We start from the raw sequence: 13,717 nt of genomic DNA, 5'->3' as shown, positions 1-13,717 counted from the left end.
ATGCACTCAGGGCAGACGCATTAAAAATTATTTTCCTGTAAAAGTTGTGACAAATAGTTTTCATCCCATCCCGCTTTTAGTCTTTTCAGATTCATACTCCCTTTGGTTGTTTTATCATTCTTTAGTATGGTAAGTGCCATCTTTGTTGCGGTCGAAAAGTTTCTTGCTGCATTTTTTACCTTTTTACTGTAGTCTTCTCGAAAGGTAACATCCAGTTGCCAATGAAGATTATTCTCAATAGACCAATGCTGCCTAATGGCAGATGCAATCTCCTCCGGTTTGGTATTATCAAGTGAAGTTACATAGTATCTGACCTCTTGAGTATATTCTCCTGTTGATACTATTGTTCTCTCCGACTTTATCCCTACAATAGACTTCAACCCCACAAGTTTCTTCTTAAACATTTTCTCCATTATAGAACCATAACTAACTACAGTACAGGTTCTTTTCTCAACTCTTCCATGTCCGGTATTTTCCGACACATGCCTGGTGACTCTATTGATTATTTCATCTCTATCCCAATAATCGTCAATGATTTGTTTAGCTAGTTGATAATTTTTTTTCTTATTCTCCTTTATAGCTATAATATAATTTGCATCACGCTCAATAATGGTCTGGGTTATATCTTTCTGGCATCCCATCGCGTCAATTGTAACAATACAACCACTTAGTTCCAAAGAGTTAATCAACAATGGAACAGCTGTAATCTCATTGCTTTTATCATCTACTTTTACCTGACCTAAAGAAATTCCATTAGCGGCAGACCAGGCCGAAACCATCCATAATTTGAATCCTTCTTTTCCCGTAGTATGCTCTCCATCACATTGGCTTGGACCACGCATGAGCTTGCCATCTATAGCTACAACGCCTTTCACCTCTTGACAGACTTGTTTTACCCAATTGCGAAAGATCAACTCAAAATACTCGGGCTTTATTATACTGAAGAATCTATTAAAAGTATCATGACTGGGGATGAACTCCAGGTCAGGTATGCGACTTTTGAAAAAAGCAATTTTCGCATTGCCAAATTCCTCAATCTCATTCCAGGATTGGGCGCCACAGATTACAGCAGCAATGGATATATAGATAATGGTTTCCATTTTATGTACTTTTTTGCGGTTCATCCTAGGATCTTCTATTTGTTTACAAAGGTCAATTATGCCAATTTTCATGTTAGTTTATGTTTTAAAATATCTTATAAATATAAGAAAAATAACCGACATAAACAAGAAATAATATACTAATATACAATAAGATAACAGAGAAACAACAAATAATAATACAGTAATAAATATAATGCGTCTGCCCTGTTTATGCACTCGGGTAGTTGTCCCGTTGCAAGGTGACAATGGTCACCTTATAAGCGGATAAATGTCACCTTACAAGATGACATTTGTCACTGGGTAAGGTGACCATCTGCATCTGAAAAGGCAAGAATCTGTAAAGATACAAAATTAATCAGCGAAAAGCAAGAGTAGGTATAATAAAGCAATAGTAAATCTGAAAGTTATTGAAGACCAATGGAAGATTCTATACGAACAACCGGCTTTATAACAAAAGGCACTGTCCACTCAAAATGGAACAGTGCCTCTTCTTTTAAAGTTAGCCGATACACATACAATAAACTATTCTGTCACCTGGAGCGGAATGTATTTATAGATGAGATAAGCATTATCCGAACCTAACAACGCAGCGTTACGGCTGAACATTTCCGCATTACTTTCGTCACCGCCCCAGAAGCGGCGACCCATATCAAAATCGGAGAAGTAAGTCTTCCAGTCACTGTAGCTGGCACGTGCAGTAGCCAACAGGCTTTTCATCAGCTCGTCACATTCAACATCAGTCAGTAGTCCGGCTCCCTGCGCCATGTTGACGTTATTGGCATAACGTGCGTAATCCCACGCTTTGATACCGGTAGCAGAAATCTTGTCGAAGTTCTTGATAACGAATGCTACATCTTCTTTGTCTATGCCATATTTTGCACAATCAATCGCATTGATATCAGCATTGTCACCACCGTTTTCCTTGACAGCCTGAAGGCATTTTTCAAATCTAGCCTGATGTAAGCCGTTCTTCAATTCTTCCAGAGTAGCCAATAGCTCTTCTTTATTGTTTATTCCCCAAGAGTTTTTAAGTTCACGCAGGATACTAGATTTGGGAGTTCCTTCTTTAAAGGGGAAAATGAGCAAATCGGTATATCCCTCTTGCATTTGAGAAAGGAAATCGGATGCAAGTGTATCCGGCAAATTACTTTCGAATAGCCCCGTTACCCCTTCTACCTCTCCTTCGTAGCCAGTTAAGGTATATATTCCGGCAAGCATATAGCTGGCAAGCCTTTCATCTTCAATAACTCGCTTTTCCGATTGTCCACCACAGGAAGAAAACATCAATACTATGCCCAAAAGCATTAGTTGAAACTGATACATATGTCTCATTGTATAAATATAAATTAGTGATTAATGCGAATCAGTATTTGATTCCTTAATTAAAAATTAGAGTAATCAATGCGACGGCAATTTTTCCCATCGTATGTACCAGAAGCCCAGATGTAGATCTGACTTTCATCGCTCCTTGAATATTTGTTTTTTCATTCAACCAGTTGAATAATGATTCAATCGGTTGTCTGCCTTTTGAGACTGCCGTTGAAAACAAGTCTCTTGCCGCTTTCTCCCTTTTTGTTATTTCAGGTGATTCTCCTTTGATAGCTTTTACAGGAGTAAATAGCTCGAGTTTTTTGCATTCTTTCGTCTCTTTATAGAATGGTATATCCGAATATATTTTATCGGCATATATTTCTCTATTGTTCAGATTTCCCACACATTCTCTTTTGAATACAGTTGAGTCATTTTCATCAGCAGCTGAAAGTATGAGCATTTCAGGAAAAGGTATAGTTCCTTCTCTACGGAAAGCCACTGCATGGAGTTTTAGTCCGAAGTAATACATGTTCTTTGTCGAACAATATCCTTTGGAAGTAATCTCAGTGGCGACCTTTCCTAATTGGTTCTTTCCCGCGCAAGTAATGATAGGCATTGAGTCAACTAATGATTTCATACTGTCACAATCTTGAGGTTTGAATGATTACTGAACCTCTGGCAGTAGAACTTGAGTGAAGACTCGTAAACATCGCAGATATACATATATATTTTTATAAGTTTTAATTCTTTCTCCTTGGGAATCATAATTAGAACAATGAGTGGTTTTATTCTTCTAATATACTGATTTTTAAGAAGACTGGGAAATTAATTAATGAGATAATCAACTGAATAATAACATTTTAACAAGCGAAAAAGTAGATGACTATCAACTGCTGATTCGCATTAATAGCCAGTCAGTATTCGGCTATTAATTAATTCAGTTCGCTTTGTAAAGAATATCATTATATTCACAGTGATTATTATCCTGATATCTCTTCCTGCAAATTTGGAAGCATTACACTATTACAGATAAGGGATAAGGACAGTAAACGCAACATTTTTAAGGGGATGCATTTATATATGACTATTCTACTTTTCCTATTTTTCTCAGTGGCTTTCCTTCGGGAATAGTAAATGCCCTATCGCTTTTCCTGAATTGTGTTATACAAATTCCAAAATATTTCTTAAAAGCCTTATTGAACAATGCTGCACTACCAAAACCACAATAGTCCGCAATTGCGACAATTGACATCTTTGGCTCATTTTGCAATTTCCATACTGCTTTTTCCATTCTTAAACGCTGGATGTAATCAAAGGGAGTTTCTCCTACCAAAGATGTGAATATCCGGTGAAAGTGATAAGGTGAAAAATTTGCAATTGACGCAATATCATTTAATTTTAAAGGTTGGTCAAGATTCTTCTCAATATAGTCCACCACCTGATTAATCCTGGACATATACTCTATTTTGCTGTCTTCTTGTATACTCATTGTACAAAATCCTATAAATGTTTACGGAATAATTAAAACTATAGTAATTAAGTTAAGTAGTACGATGAAAGAATTAATATTCTTTCATCGTACTGTTTTGTAGATATCATTTTCTTTAAAGTCATGTTTTATCACACATATCAAATTCTTCCTCAAGAAGAGCTTTCAATACAGAATATAAGAAACCGATAAAACAAATAATCCCTATTATTACTATTCCTACAAAGATTGAAACTATATAAACCATATTCCTATTTTTTAAAACGTTTATGACTCCACAACCAACCGTGTGGTTCTTCTTGTATATTCTCATTTAACAAATCCACAAATTTTTTGGTAATGAACCCTAAATCCGTCACTCCTGCTTCTTCACAAATAGATTTACAGATGATTGCGTATCTTCCTTTCGAGATCTGTTTTATATGAAGATACACAACTGCCGACTGAGTGATACGTGCCAGTTTTTCCATTCCGGAAAAATGATAAGTAGTCTGATTCAACAAATCAAACCTGTATTTTTCTTCTTTAATACGCGGGCATTGGTCCGCTAAGAAAAGATATACTGAATGAGATGATTTATTTGTCAAGATATGGCGAGTAACAGATTGATCTTGAATCAACTTCATTCCAAATCGGGAACGCAACTTTATCATCAGCCGATTGAAAATCGGAGACTGCAAGGGTTTATAAACAGCATACATATCACATGCGAGTTTATTGGGTAATATATTCAATATCTCCCAATTACCACAATGGCCAAGACATACTATGACATCCTTCCCTCTCTGAATATTTTCTTCAATAAGTTCCGAATTAACAAGTATTAGTTTCCCGTCAAGCTCATTAGATGACACTGATAGACTTTTTATAATTTCTGCAAAATAGGAGGTGAAAGAAGCATAGAAGCTTTTTGCTACATCACGAACTTCATCATACTTTTTATCTGGAAATGCCCGGGAAAGATTCTGTATGACAATCAATTTCCGATAACCTATTACATAATATGCAAGAACATACAGAATAAAGGAAAATCCATATAGAAAACGCATAGGTAACAGACTTACTGAATAAATAAACCCGTACGCACTTTTATATGCTATGACCGCTAATATCTTTTTCATGTTTTGAATCCTTATCTTTATATTATTGTTATATTTGCCGCAAAATTAGAGAAAGGCAGATTTGCGCACAATGGTTACTGATAACCAATTTTCGGATAGTAATATGAATTTAAACAATCAAGAACTGGCATGGGAAAAGCATCAGCCTTACATTGAGCTTTTGTCCCAGGTAAATAATAGCTTTGTATTCGTCAGTCTTCTCCATGTTAAATACTTATTCATCTCACAGAATTTCAAAACCCTGCTCGGTTTATCTGTTGACGCCGATATGAATCTGGAGAATGACCTGCTGGAAGAGTACATACATCCAGACGATCTGCCTATTCTACTCAATCTACAGAAGAGAACGCTTGACTATGTTTTTAACCTACCACATAGCGAACAGGCTAATTACAAACATGTATTTGATTTCCGTGTGTTAGGTATTTCCGGCCAATATATACGGGTTATTTGTCAATACCAACTATTAGAAACGGAAGACCCTGTTTTATTACTTGGAGTAGTTGATATTTCTCCAGATCAGGATTTAAAAGCTCCAGTAAAGTTTCGGTTGGTTAACTTCAAAACAGGGAACATTGTCAACATACCTATCATTGATAATCCCGATGTTTCACTGACCAAACGTGAAGTGGAAGTGCTCAAAATGGTCGATGAAGGCTTAATGAGCAAGGAAATCTCAGACAAGCTGTATATTAGCATTCATACAGTAAACAGGCATCGCCAAAATATCCTGGAGAAAATGAACGTGAATAATTTATCCGAAGCAATAAATTATGCCAAGAAGTTAGGATTACTGGCATAGTATAATACATTGAAAGTCCATATAAGTCAATGTATATACACACAGTACTGTTTAAGCAAGCAGATACACAATTAATATAATGGATACAGAAAAAATTGTTTTTTTAATGTATCTTTGCGCAGCAAAATGTAAGCAACGTACCCCAAACACTTAATATACAATGCCAGAAAATAAAGAGAATGATAAGATAAATACTTCAAAAGCTGAACAAACAAAAATATATAGTGAGATTCTTAAAAAAGAGATGGGAATATCTTTATATCTTCCACATAATTACGATTGCCTCTCTCACCTTCCTGTACTTTATTTCCTACACGGAAGAAGTGGGAATGAGAACATATTATTTGAACTTGACATCCTTAAGACTGCAGATTTACTTATCCAGCAGAAAATAATAAAACCTCTAATAATTGTCTGTCCCAGAATTGATAATAGCCGTGGGGTAAATTCATCAATGACTACCCGAGAAGTAACATCCTCTAATTTTAACGGGCGAACAATTAACTTAGGAAGATATGAGGATTATTTCATTAAAGAAGTTATACCTTTTATCGATACAAACTATAAAACAATTACCAGCAGGGAAGGTCGATTTGTCGGTGGTGCTTCGGCGGGAGGATATGCAGCTCTCAATTATGGTTTACGTTATCCTGAGCTATTTTCTAAAGTAGGAGGACACATGCCCGCATTAGAATTACAATTAGACCAAGAAGATATTCCTTATTTCAGTACAATAGATATCTGGAAAAAACATAATCCTCTATATATTGCCAAAGAATGTGCTATCCCCTCTGATATGCAACTATATCTTGATGCAGGCAATAAAGACGAAGGAGAATTTTACAATGGCTGTCTTGAACTTTATAAGATATTAAAATGTCGAAAAGTCAATGTGCAAAACCACCTTTTTGAAGGGCACCACAATATGGCTTACATAAAATCGAACTTAGAAAAGTACCTTGCGTTTTATACAAATCAATAGTTTAACTATATTGGGAGAATCATCAGGTCCTTCTCTCCTACTCTTTCATTGCTTCTATAGACCTCCAATCACAATCATGCTTCATTTAGAGGGACAATATATTTAGACATCAGAGTATCAAAATCGTCCTGAAATTCATCCCAATCCTCAGGTCGGACTAATCCTAATAGTGCATAACCACCCGGCCCAGTCGGATTACTAATCCATGCGGCAAATTCTGTTTCATCTTCATTTTTGGATTGCAATAGCTCTATCCCACTAAACCCCTGAGGATATCTGAATAATTGTTTTGTCATCTTTTTCATGATTTTTATTTCACGATCATTTCTGCGTGCAAAAATACAATATAAAAGCAAGATTCTTTTTTATCTCGAGGTTAATAACTTACTATCTATAATAATTTATGCGAATCAGCAGTTGATAGTCATCGACTTTTTCGCTTGTTAAAATGTTATTATTCAGTTAATTATCTCATTAATTAATTTTCTAATCTCCTTGAAAATCAGTATATTAGAAGAATAAAACCACTTATTGTTCTAATTATGATTCCCAAGGAGAAAGAATTAAAACTTATAAAAATATATATGTATATCTGCGATGTTTACGAGTCTTCACTCAAGTTCTACTGCCAGAGGTTCAGTAATAACAATCATCCAATCTTTACCGATCAGGAACTGCTTACTGTATATCTGTTCTGCGGAGCTTATCAGCAATACTTTAAAATCAAAGACATACACACTTTTACCAAGGAATACCTGTTTTCATGATTCCCTGACTTGCCTTCTTACCAAACATTCAATTATAGATTGAATTTGATGCCGGAAGCAATCAGCGAATTTGTCAGGCAGTTAATCCATTCATTCAAACCTCAAGATTGTGACAGTATGAAATCATTAGTTGACTCAATGCCTATCATTACTTGCGCGGGAAAGAACCAATTAGGAAAGGTCGCCACTGAGATTACTTCCAAAGGATATTGTTCGACAAAGAACATGTATTACTTCGGACTAAAACTCCATGCAGTGGCTTTCCGTAGAGAAGGAACTATACCTTTTCCTGAAATGCTCATACTTTCCGCTGCTGATGAAAATGACTCAACTGTATTCAAAAGAGAATGTGTGGGAAATCTGAACAATAGAGAAATATATGCCGATAAAATATATTCGGATATACCATTCTATAAAGAGACGAAAGAATGCAAAAAACTCGAGCTATTTACTCCTGTAAAAGCTATCAAAGGAGAATCACCTGAAATAACAAAAAGGGAGAAAGCGGCAAGAGACTTGTTTTCAACGGCAGTCTCAAAAGGCAGACAACCGATTGAATCATTATTCAACTGGTTGAATGAAAAAACAAATATTCAAGGAGCGATGAAAGTCAGATCTACATCTGGGCTTCTGGTACATACGATGGGAAAAATTGCCATCGCATTGATTACTCTAATTTTTAACTAAGGAATCAAATACTGATTCGCATGATTAATTAAATATGATTCAAAAAAAATCAGATTATTCTATCTTTCTATCCGTTTATTCTCTTACAACATAGCTCTCTTCATAAGGCTGTATAATCACCCAGCCGTCACCTTCAAACTTCATTTGGAAACTTTCGCCACTACCTCTGCCAATCAGAGTCTTCAACGAGATATCGGTTTTTATCGACGGGGTTAAGTTCCCCGACCACGCTACGGTAGCGTTCGGATCTGTAAATACCGGCTGTCCGGGTTTAACGAGCAACGTCAATGGCGTCCCGTGAGTAGTGACAGCGATATAGCCCGTTCCGCTCAGATTGACTTGAAACAATCCGCCACCCATCACTCCTGCTACGCTCTTCATCAACTTAATATTCGATGCGACGGCTTCTTCATGCGCCAGCACATCATTACCATTTACGTTGATTGATTCGTTTTCCAAATGCAGCAAACGTATTCTTTTTCCGTTATCTGCCGCGTACACACGCCCTATTCCTTCTGCCTTCATCATGGAAGTACCTTCGCCGCTAACTGCCTTTTTCAGTATATTCCCCAATCCTTTGCTGAGAAGTCCTTCACGCTCGAACTTTACATCACCGGCATACGCCACCATTGCACCCTTTTTCATCATCACCCGCTGATTCTTGAGATTTATCTCAAGGGTATACGGATTTTCCAACTCAAAGAGCCCATTTTTCTCTTCTTTTTGCGCAGTCTCATCAATAAGAGACTGAATAGAAAATTTATCCATGTTGCATTGTTGTTTTATGAAACTGATTGCAGTTTTCTCGTGCTTTTTTCTTTGTTTTGCCGAAAACTGAAACAGTTTCCGGTTATTAATCTGATACTATATTTCCATTCATAGCAGTACATTTGTCTATGCCTATATGATATACTTATTCATCCTTGAACTTAATCTTCAGAATCTTGCTGATAGCCGGTTTATACTTCTTCAACATCCGGTCGAATCCCAAATCATTGGGATGGGTTCCGTCAATCGTTCCTTCATGGTCTGTCCCCAGGAAACGGTCTTCTTTTATGAAATACAGGTTCTTCACACCTTTCTTACGGAGTACTTCTACCTGTTCGGCAATGGCTTCATTCTGCCGTTTTACATTCTCACGGGCTTTCAGATTGAAGTTTCCAGTTTCGCGTATCAATGTCTGTATCACGATAATAGGAGTATTCGGATGCTTCTTCCGCAATGTCATTATAAAATCAACGGCACGCTCGGTTATCTCTTTCGGTGAAGGATTAGGGATACAGTCCAGTATAAAGGCATCTGCGTCAATATTCGCCAGCATTTCAGCAACTTCTTTCTCCATCTTTCCGTTGCCACTCAATCCCAAATTGATGAAATTATATCCGCTGCTACGGGACAGGCGTGCCGGATAAGCCATACCGGGACGACTGGCAGACGCTCCCTGCAAAATGCTCGACCCGTACACTACGATTTTCTCTTTGAAAGGGTTCTGCCCTTTACGTATATACGAATCGGCAGGCACTCCTATTTCAAGACTTTTCAGTTCATCGTACAAAGGCAGGTACAGCAGGCATTCTTTTTCTCCGGAACCCATATTATCGACAAGCACCCTTTCCGTAGTCATGCCACCCGGCATTCCTACTCCGGCAAACTGCCATTTTCCATCCCGCTTGATATACAAGTCCAGTCCTTTCTGAGCAATACGTGTCAGATTGGGTAGCTGTGGGTTATCCGGAACAGTCCATTTGGCTTTTATCACCGGACTGTTCGTAGTAAAAGAGATTGCCAGTCCGGCAGAGTTCGTGAAAAGTTTCTTCACTTTGGGTGGCATTGAGTGATACTTCGCGGTGTCTACCCGATGGAAATATTCACCTTCTGATGTTGCCTTACCTACCAGCAGGAGTTCTTGAGCCGGCGTATAGGTAAAATTGTTTTTCTGTTGTCCGGCCACGGCAAGGGGAAGCATCAACAAACCCAAGCAAATCCGGACTTTCCGTGTTAAGTTTTTCATGGTCAATTAAATATTAGCGGTTTATTAGTGAATCTGTTAGTTCATAGGCCTCAAGAGGTTACTTATATACCAACGTAGACAAATACTCTTCTGCAAACATTTCATTGGCAACTTCCAGTAATTGTTCTGCCGTCAATGCGTCTATGCGCTTGAAGACCAATTCGGATGATTCGTACTTGTGATAGTGCAGGTATGTCTTTGCCATCCCCAGCGCATTATTCTCGAAATTATCGGATGCCACCCCTATTTGCCCGATAAGTTGTTTCTTGGCTGCGGCCAATTGGGAAGAGGTCATCTTCGTGTCCCGCATTCGTTTTAGTTCTTTATAAGTCAGTTTCAGGCAAGTGTCCATATCTTCAACATCGGTTCCGAAGTAGATGCAGAAAGCCCCTGTATCAGTATAAGAGGTCAGGTTGGATTCAACATTATAAACCAGCCCCCTACGCTCACGAAGAGCTACATTCAGTTTGCTGTTCATGCCGGGGCCACCGAGGATATTATTCAATAGATAGAGAGCCGTACGCTTGTCGTCATAGGCATTATACCCACGGCTGCCAATCATCACGTGTGCCTGATGCGTATCCTTGGCTATCGTCAAATGTTCGGGAACATAAAGCGGCGGGGGAACACGACGGTTGGTTACTTCCACTGCGGGAATATCCGACAGATATTTCTCCGCCAGACGGATTATCTTCTTAAAGTCATATTGCCCCTGGATGAAGAACACCATATTCCCCGGCTGATAAAACCGGCGGGTAAACGAAAGGACGTCTTCGGTGCGGAAACTCCGCAACAGTTCCGGTTTGCCCAGGATATTCCTTCCCAACGGATGATTGCGGAATATCATATCCTCAAAATCGTCGAATATCAGTTCCGAAGGAGTATCTTCATACGACTGGATTTCATCAATAATGACTTCCGTCTCTTTCTCTATCTCATGCTGGGGAAAGGTAGAATGAAATACAATATCCCCCAATAATTCGAGAGCCCGCTCCAAATGTTCGGTCAGGAAAGCGGAATAGACTACCGTCTCTTCCTTATTGGTGTAAGCATTCAGGTCACCGCCTACATTCTCCATCCGGTTGAGGATATGCCAGGCTTTCCGTTTCTCCGTCCCTTTAAAAATGAGATGCTCCACGAAGTGAGCCATCCCCTGCTCGTTCTCCGCCTCATCACGCGTTCCGGCATCAATGGCAAAACCACAATAAGCTACTTTTGAGAGAGTCGGTTCATGGATAATACGCAAACCATTGGGGAGTCTATATTCGTTAGATTGCATTGTTTTCTAGTTCCTTATTGAATTATGCTACAAAAATACAATAAAACTTATTGCGGTTTATAGAAAATTGCAGATATTTGTGGACTATAACAGTTACAACGTATATGGAAAAGATAGGAATATTCTGTTCTGCCTCAGAAAACATTGACAAAATGTACTTCGAAAGCGCCTGCCGAATCGGCGAATGGATAGGACAGACAGGCAAAACGTTGATTTACGGAGGAGCCAACCTCGGACTGATGGAATGCGTAGCCCGTGCCGTGAAAGAAAACGGCGGAAAGGTCATCGGGGTAGTCCCTGCCAAACTGGAAGAGAAAGGCAGTGTAAGCACCTGTCTGGACGAAGTGATTCATACTCACAATCTGAGCGACCGGAAGGACATCATGACCGAGAAATCGGATATACTGGTAGCATTGCCGGGTGGTGTAGGCACATTCGATGAAATATTCCATGTGATAGCCGCCGCTTCTATCGGATACCATCAGAAAAAGGTCGTATTTTACAACGAATACGGTTTCTACGACGAACTGTTGAAAGCTCTCAAGACATTAGAAGACAAAGGGTTTGCCCGCCAACCCTTTTCTACTTATTACGAAATAACAAACACTCTGGAAGAATTAAAAGAAAAAATAAACTGATTATATGATAGACTCCATCAAACAACTCTTGCAACAGGAAGCACAAGCCGTGCTCAATATCCCTGTAACAGACGCTTATGAGAAAGCCGTACAACTGATTGTAGAACAAATACACCAGAAAAAGGGAAAACTGGTAACTTCCGGTATGGGAAAAGCCGGACAAATAGCCATGAACATCGCTACCACTTTCTGTTCCACCGGTATCCCGTCCGTTTTCCTGCATCCCAGTGAGGCACAACACGGAGACTTGGGTATCTTGCAGAAAAACGATTTGCTCCTGCTTATCTCCAACTCCGGCAAAACGCGCGAAATCGTTGAATTAACACGCCTTGCCCATAATCTGGATCCGGACTTGAAGTTTATCGTTATTACCGGAAACCCCGACAGTCCGCTGGCACATGAATCGGATGTCTGCCTGAGTACCGGCAAACCGGCCGAGGTCTGCACCTTAGGCATGACGCCTACTACCTCGACTACCGCTATGACCGTTATCGGTGATATCCTGGTGGTACAGACCATGAAAACAACCCAATTCACGATAGAAGAATATTCAAAACGTCATCATGGCGGTTATCTGGGCGAAAAATCAAGGTCACTATGCGAAAAGTAATCGGTATCGGAGAAACTATCCTCGACATCATCTTTCGAGGTGACCAGCCTTCCGCAGCCGTACCGGGAGGCTCTGTGTTCAACGGCATCGTATCCTTAGGACGGATGGGAATAAACGTCGGTTTCATCAGCGAAACCGGCAATGACCGTGTAGGAAACATCATCCTGCAATTCATGCGTGACAACAATATCCCGACCGACCACGTAAATGTATTCCCCGACGGGAAATCACCGGTATCCCTGGCTTTTCTCAATGAGCAAAGTGATGCCGAATACATCTTCTACAAGGATTACCCCAAGCAACGTCTCGATGTCCTGTTCCCCAAACTGGAAGAGGACGATATTGTCATGGTAGGCTCCTACTACGCCCTGAATCCGGTATTGCGGGAAAAGATTCTCGAACTGCTCGACCAGGCACGTGAGAAGAAAGCCATTATCTACTATGACCCCAACTTCCGCTCTTCACACAAGAACGAAGCGATGAAACTGGCACCGACCATCATCGAAAACCTGGAGTATGCGGACATTGTGCGCGGTTCACTGGAAGACTTCCTCTATATGTACGGCATGCAGGACGCGGATAAGATATACAAGGACAAAATCAAATTCTACTGCCCCCGGTTTGTCTGTACCGCAGGCGGGGAGAAAGTGTCGCTGCGCACCAACCTGGTCAACAAAGATTATCCGATAGAGCCGCTGGAAGCTGTCAGCACCATCGGAGCAGGTGACAATTTTAACGCAGGACTGATTTACGGACTATTAAAATATGATGTCCGCTACCGCGACCTGGATAATCTGAGCGAAGAAGTATGGGATAAAATTATCCGGTGCGGAAAAGACTTCGCAGCCGAGGTTTGCCGTAGTTTCAGCAATTCAGTTTCGGTGGAGTTTGCAGAAAGGTACATGCCGATATAACAA

15 protein-coding genes are annotated in these 13,717 nt (G+C 39.6%); 6 read left to right on the top strand and 9 right to left on the bottom strand.

What is annotated here, in order from left to right; genetic code table 11:
* Positions 1-20: 20 nt before the first annotated feature.
* From BacF7301_RS05760 to BacF7301_RS05740, 5 genes are all read right to left on the bottom strand, one after another.
* A complete protein-coding gene (locus BacF7301_RS05760; RefSeq protein ID WP_167961050.1) occupies positions 21-1,172 on the bottom strand; it encodes an ISAs1 family transposase in 1,152 nt (383 codons plus the stop codon).
* A 453-nt stretch (positions 1,173-1,625) separates the two neighbouring features.
* The gene (locus BacF7301_RS05755; protein WP_167961049.1) at positions 1,626-2,435 is read right to left on the bottom strand and encodes a DUF1266 domain-containing protein; all 810 of its coding nucleotides are present in this window, start codon (positions 2,433-2,435) and stop codon (positions 1,626-1,628) included.
* Between the two features lie 46 nt (positions 2,436-2,481).
* Entirely contained in the window at positions 2,482-3,051 is a 570-nt protein-coding gene (locus tag BacF7301_RS05750) for a transposase (protein ID WP_245208372.1), read from the bottom strand.
* A gap of 447 nt (positions 3,052-3,498) precedes the next feature.
* On the bottom strand, positions 3,499-3,903 hold the full coding sequence (locus BacF7301_RS05745; protein ID WP_167961048.1) for a helix-turn-helix domain-containing protein: 405 nt from the start codon (positions 3,901-3,903) through the stop codon (positions 3,499-3,501).
* A 251-nt stretch (positions 3,904-4,154) separates the two neighbouring features.
* Positions 4,155-5,024 (bottom strand): lysophospholipid acyltransferase family protein, encoded by an 870-nt coding sequence (locus BacF7301_RS05740; RefSeq protein ID WP_167961047.1) that lies wholly within the window; start codon positions 5,022-5,024, stop codon positions 4,155-4,157.
* A 103-nt stretch (positions 5,025-5,127) separates the two neighbouring features.
* Here BacF7301_RS05740 and BacF7301_RS05735 point away from each other — a divergent pair, with 103 nt between their 5' ends.
* Both BacF7301_RS05735 and BacF7301_RS05730 read left to right on the top strand, forming a co-directional pair.
* The gene (locus tag BacF7301_RS05735; RefSeq protein WP_245208370.1) at positions 5,128-5,826 is read left to right on the top strand and encodes a LuxR C-terminal-related transcriptional regulator; all 699 of its coding nucleotides are present in this window, start codon (positions 5,128-5,130) and stop codon (positions 5,824-5,826) included.
* Positions 5,827-5,986: 160 nt separating this feature from the next.
* Positions 5,987-6,808, top strand: coding sequence for an alpha/beta hydrolase (locus BacF7301_RS05730; RefSeq protein WP_245208368.1), 822 nt, complete (start codon positions 5,987-5,989; stop codon positions 6,806-6,808).
* 74 nt (positions 6,809-6,882) lie between these two features.
* Here the strand turns inward: BacF7301_RS05730 and BacF7301_RS05725 are convergent, their stop codons facing one another.
* Entirely contained in the window at positions 6,883-7,113 is a 231-nt protein-coding gene (locus BacF7301_RS05725) for a hypothetical protein (protein ID WP_167961046.1), read from the bottom strand.
* A gap of 579 nt (positions 7,114-7,692) precedes the next feature.
* On the opposite strand from BacF7301_RS05725, the gene BacF7301_RS05720 reads away from it, so the two are divergent.
* Positions 7,693-8,262, top strand: a complete 570-nt coding sequence (locus BacF7301_RS05720; protein ID WP_245208366.1) for a transposase — start codon at positions 7,693-7,695, stop codon at positions 8,260-8,262.
* A 75-nt stretch (positions 8,263-8,337) separates the two neighbouring features.
* On the opposite strand, the gene BacF7301_RS05715 is transcribed toward BacF7301_RS05720, so the two are convergent.
* The 3 genes from BacF7301_RS05715 to BacF7301_RS05705 all read right to left on the bottom strand — a co-directional run bounded on the left by BacF7301_RS05715 (position 8,338) and on the right by BacF7301_RS05705 (position 11,552).
* Positions 8,338-9,030: an AIM24 family protein gene (locus BacF7301_RS05715; RefSeq protein WP_167961044.1), complete on the bottom strand. Its 693-nt coding sequence runs from the start codon at positions 9,028-9,030 to the stop codon at positions 8,338-8,340.
* 145 nt (positions 9,031-9,175) lie between these two features.
* Positions 9,176-10,273 carry an SGNH/GDSL hydrolase family protein gene (locus BacF7301_RS05710; RefSeq protein ID WP_167961042.1) on the bottom strand — a complete coding sequence of 366 codons (1,098 nt, stop codon included), beginning with the start codon at positions 10,271-10,273 and terminating at the stop codon, positions 9,176-9,178.
* Positions 10,274-10,331: 58 nt separating this feature from the next.
* Positions 10,332-11,552 carry a M16 family metallopeptidase gene (locus tag BacF7301_RS05705; protein WP_167961040.1) on the bottom strand — a complete coding sequence of 407 codons (1,221 nt, stop codon included), beginning with the start codon at positions 11,550-11,552 and terminating at the stop codon, positions 10,332-10,334.
* Positions 11,553-11,656: 104 nt separating this feature from the next.
* Here BacF7301_RS05705 and BacF7301_RS05700 point away from each other — a divergent pair, with 104 nt between their 5' ends.
* From BacF7301_RS05700 to BacF7301_RS05690, 3 genes are read left to right on the top strand one after another with little or no spacing between them, the layout of a single operon-like run.
* Positions 11,657-12,190 (top strand): LOG family protein, encoded by a 534-nt coding sequence (locus tag BacF7301_RS05700; protein ID WP_167961038.1) that lies wholly within the window; start codon positions 11,657-11,659, stop codon positions 12,188-12,190.
* A 4-nt stretch (positions 12,191-12,194) separates the two neighbouring features.
* Positions 12,195-12,800 (top strand): SIS domain-containing protein, encoded by a 606-nt coding sequence (locus BacF7301_RS05695; protein ID WP_167961036.1) that lies wholly within the window; start codon positions 12,195-12,197, stop codon positions 12,798-12,800.
* Entirely contained in the window at positions 12,788-13,714 is a 927-nt protein-coding gene (locus tag BacF7301_RS05690) for a carbohydrate kinase family protein (RefSeq protein ID WP_167961034.1), read from the top strand. Before BacF7301_RS05695 ends, BacF7301_RS05690 begins: the two co-directional genes overlap by 13 nt.
* The last annotated feature ends 3 nt before the right edge of the window (positions 13,715-13,717 follow it).

The organism is Bacteroides faecium (genome assembly GCF_012113595.1).
Taxonomy (GTDB): Bacteria; Bacteroidota; Bacteroidia; order Bacteroidales; family Bacteroidaceae; genus Bacteroides; species Bacteroides faecium.
Note: the sequence above shows the minus strand (reverse complement) of the source record. Positions and strands in the feature narration are given on the sequence as shown.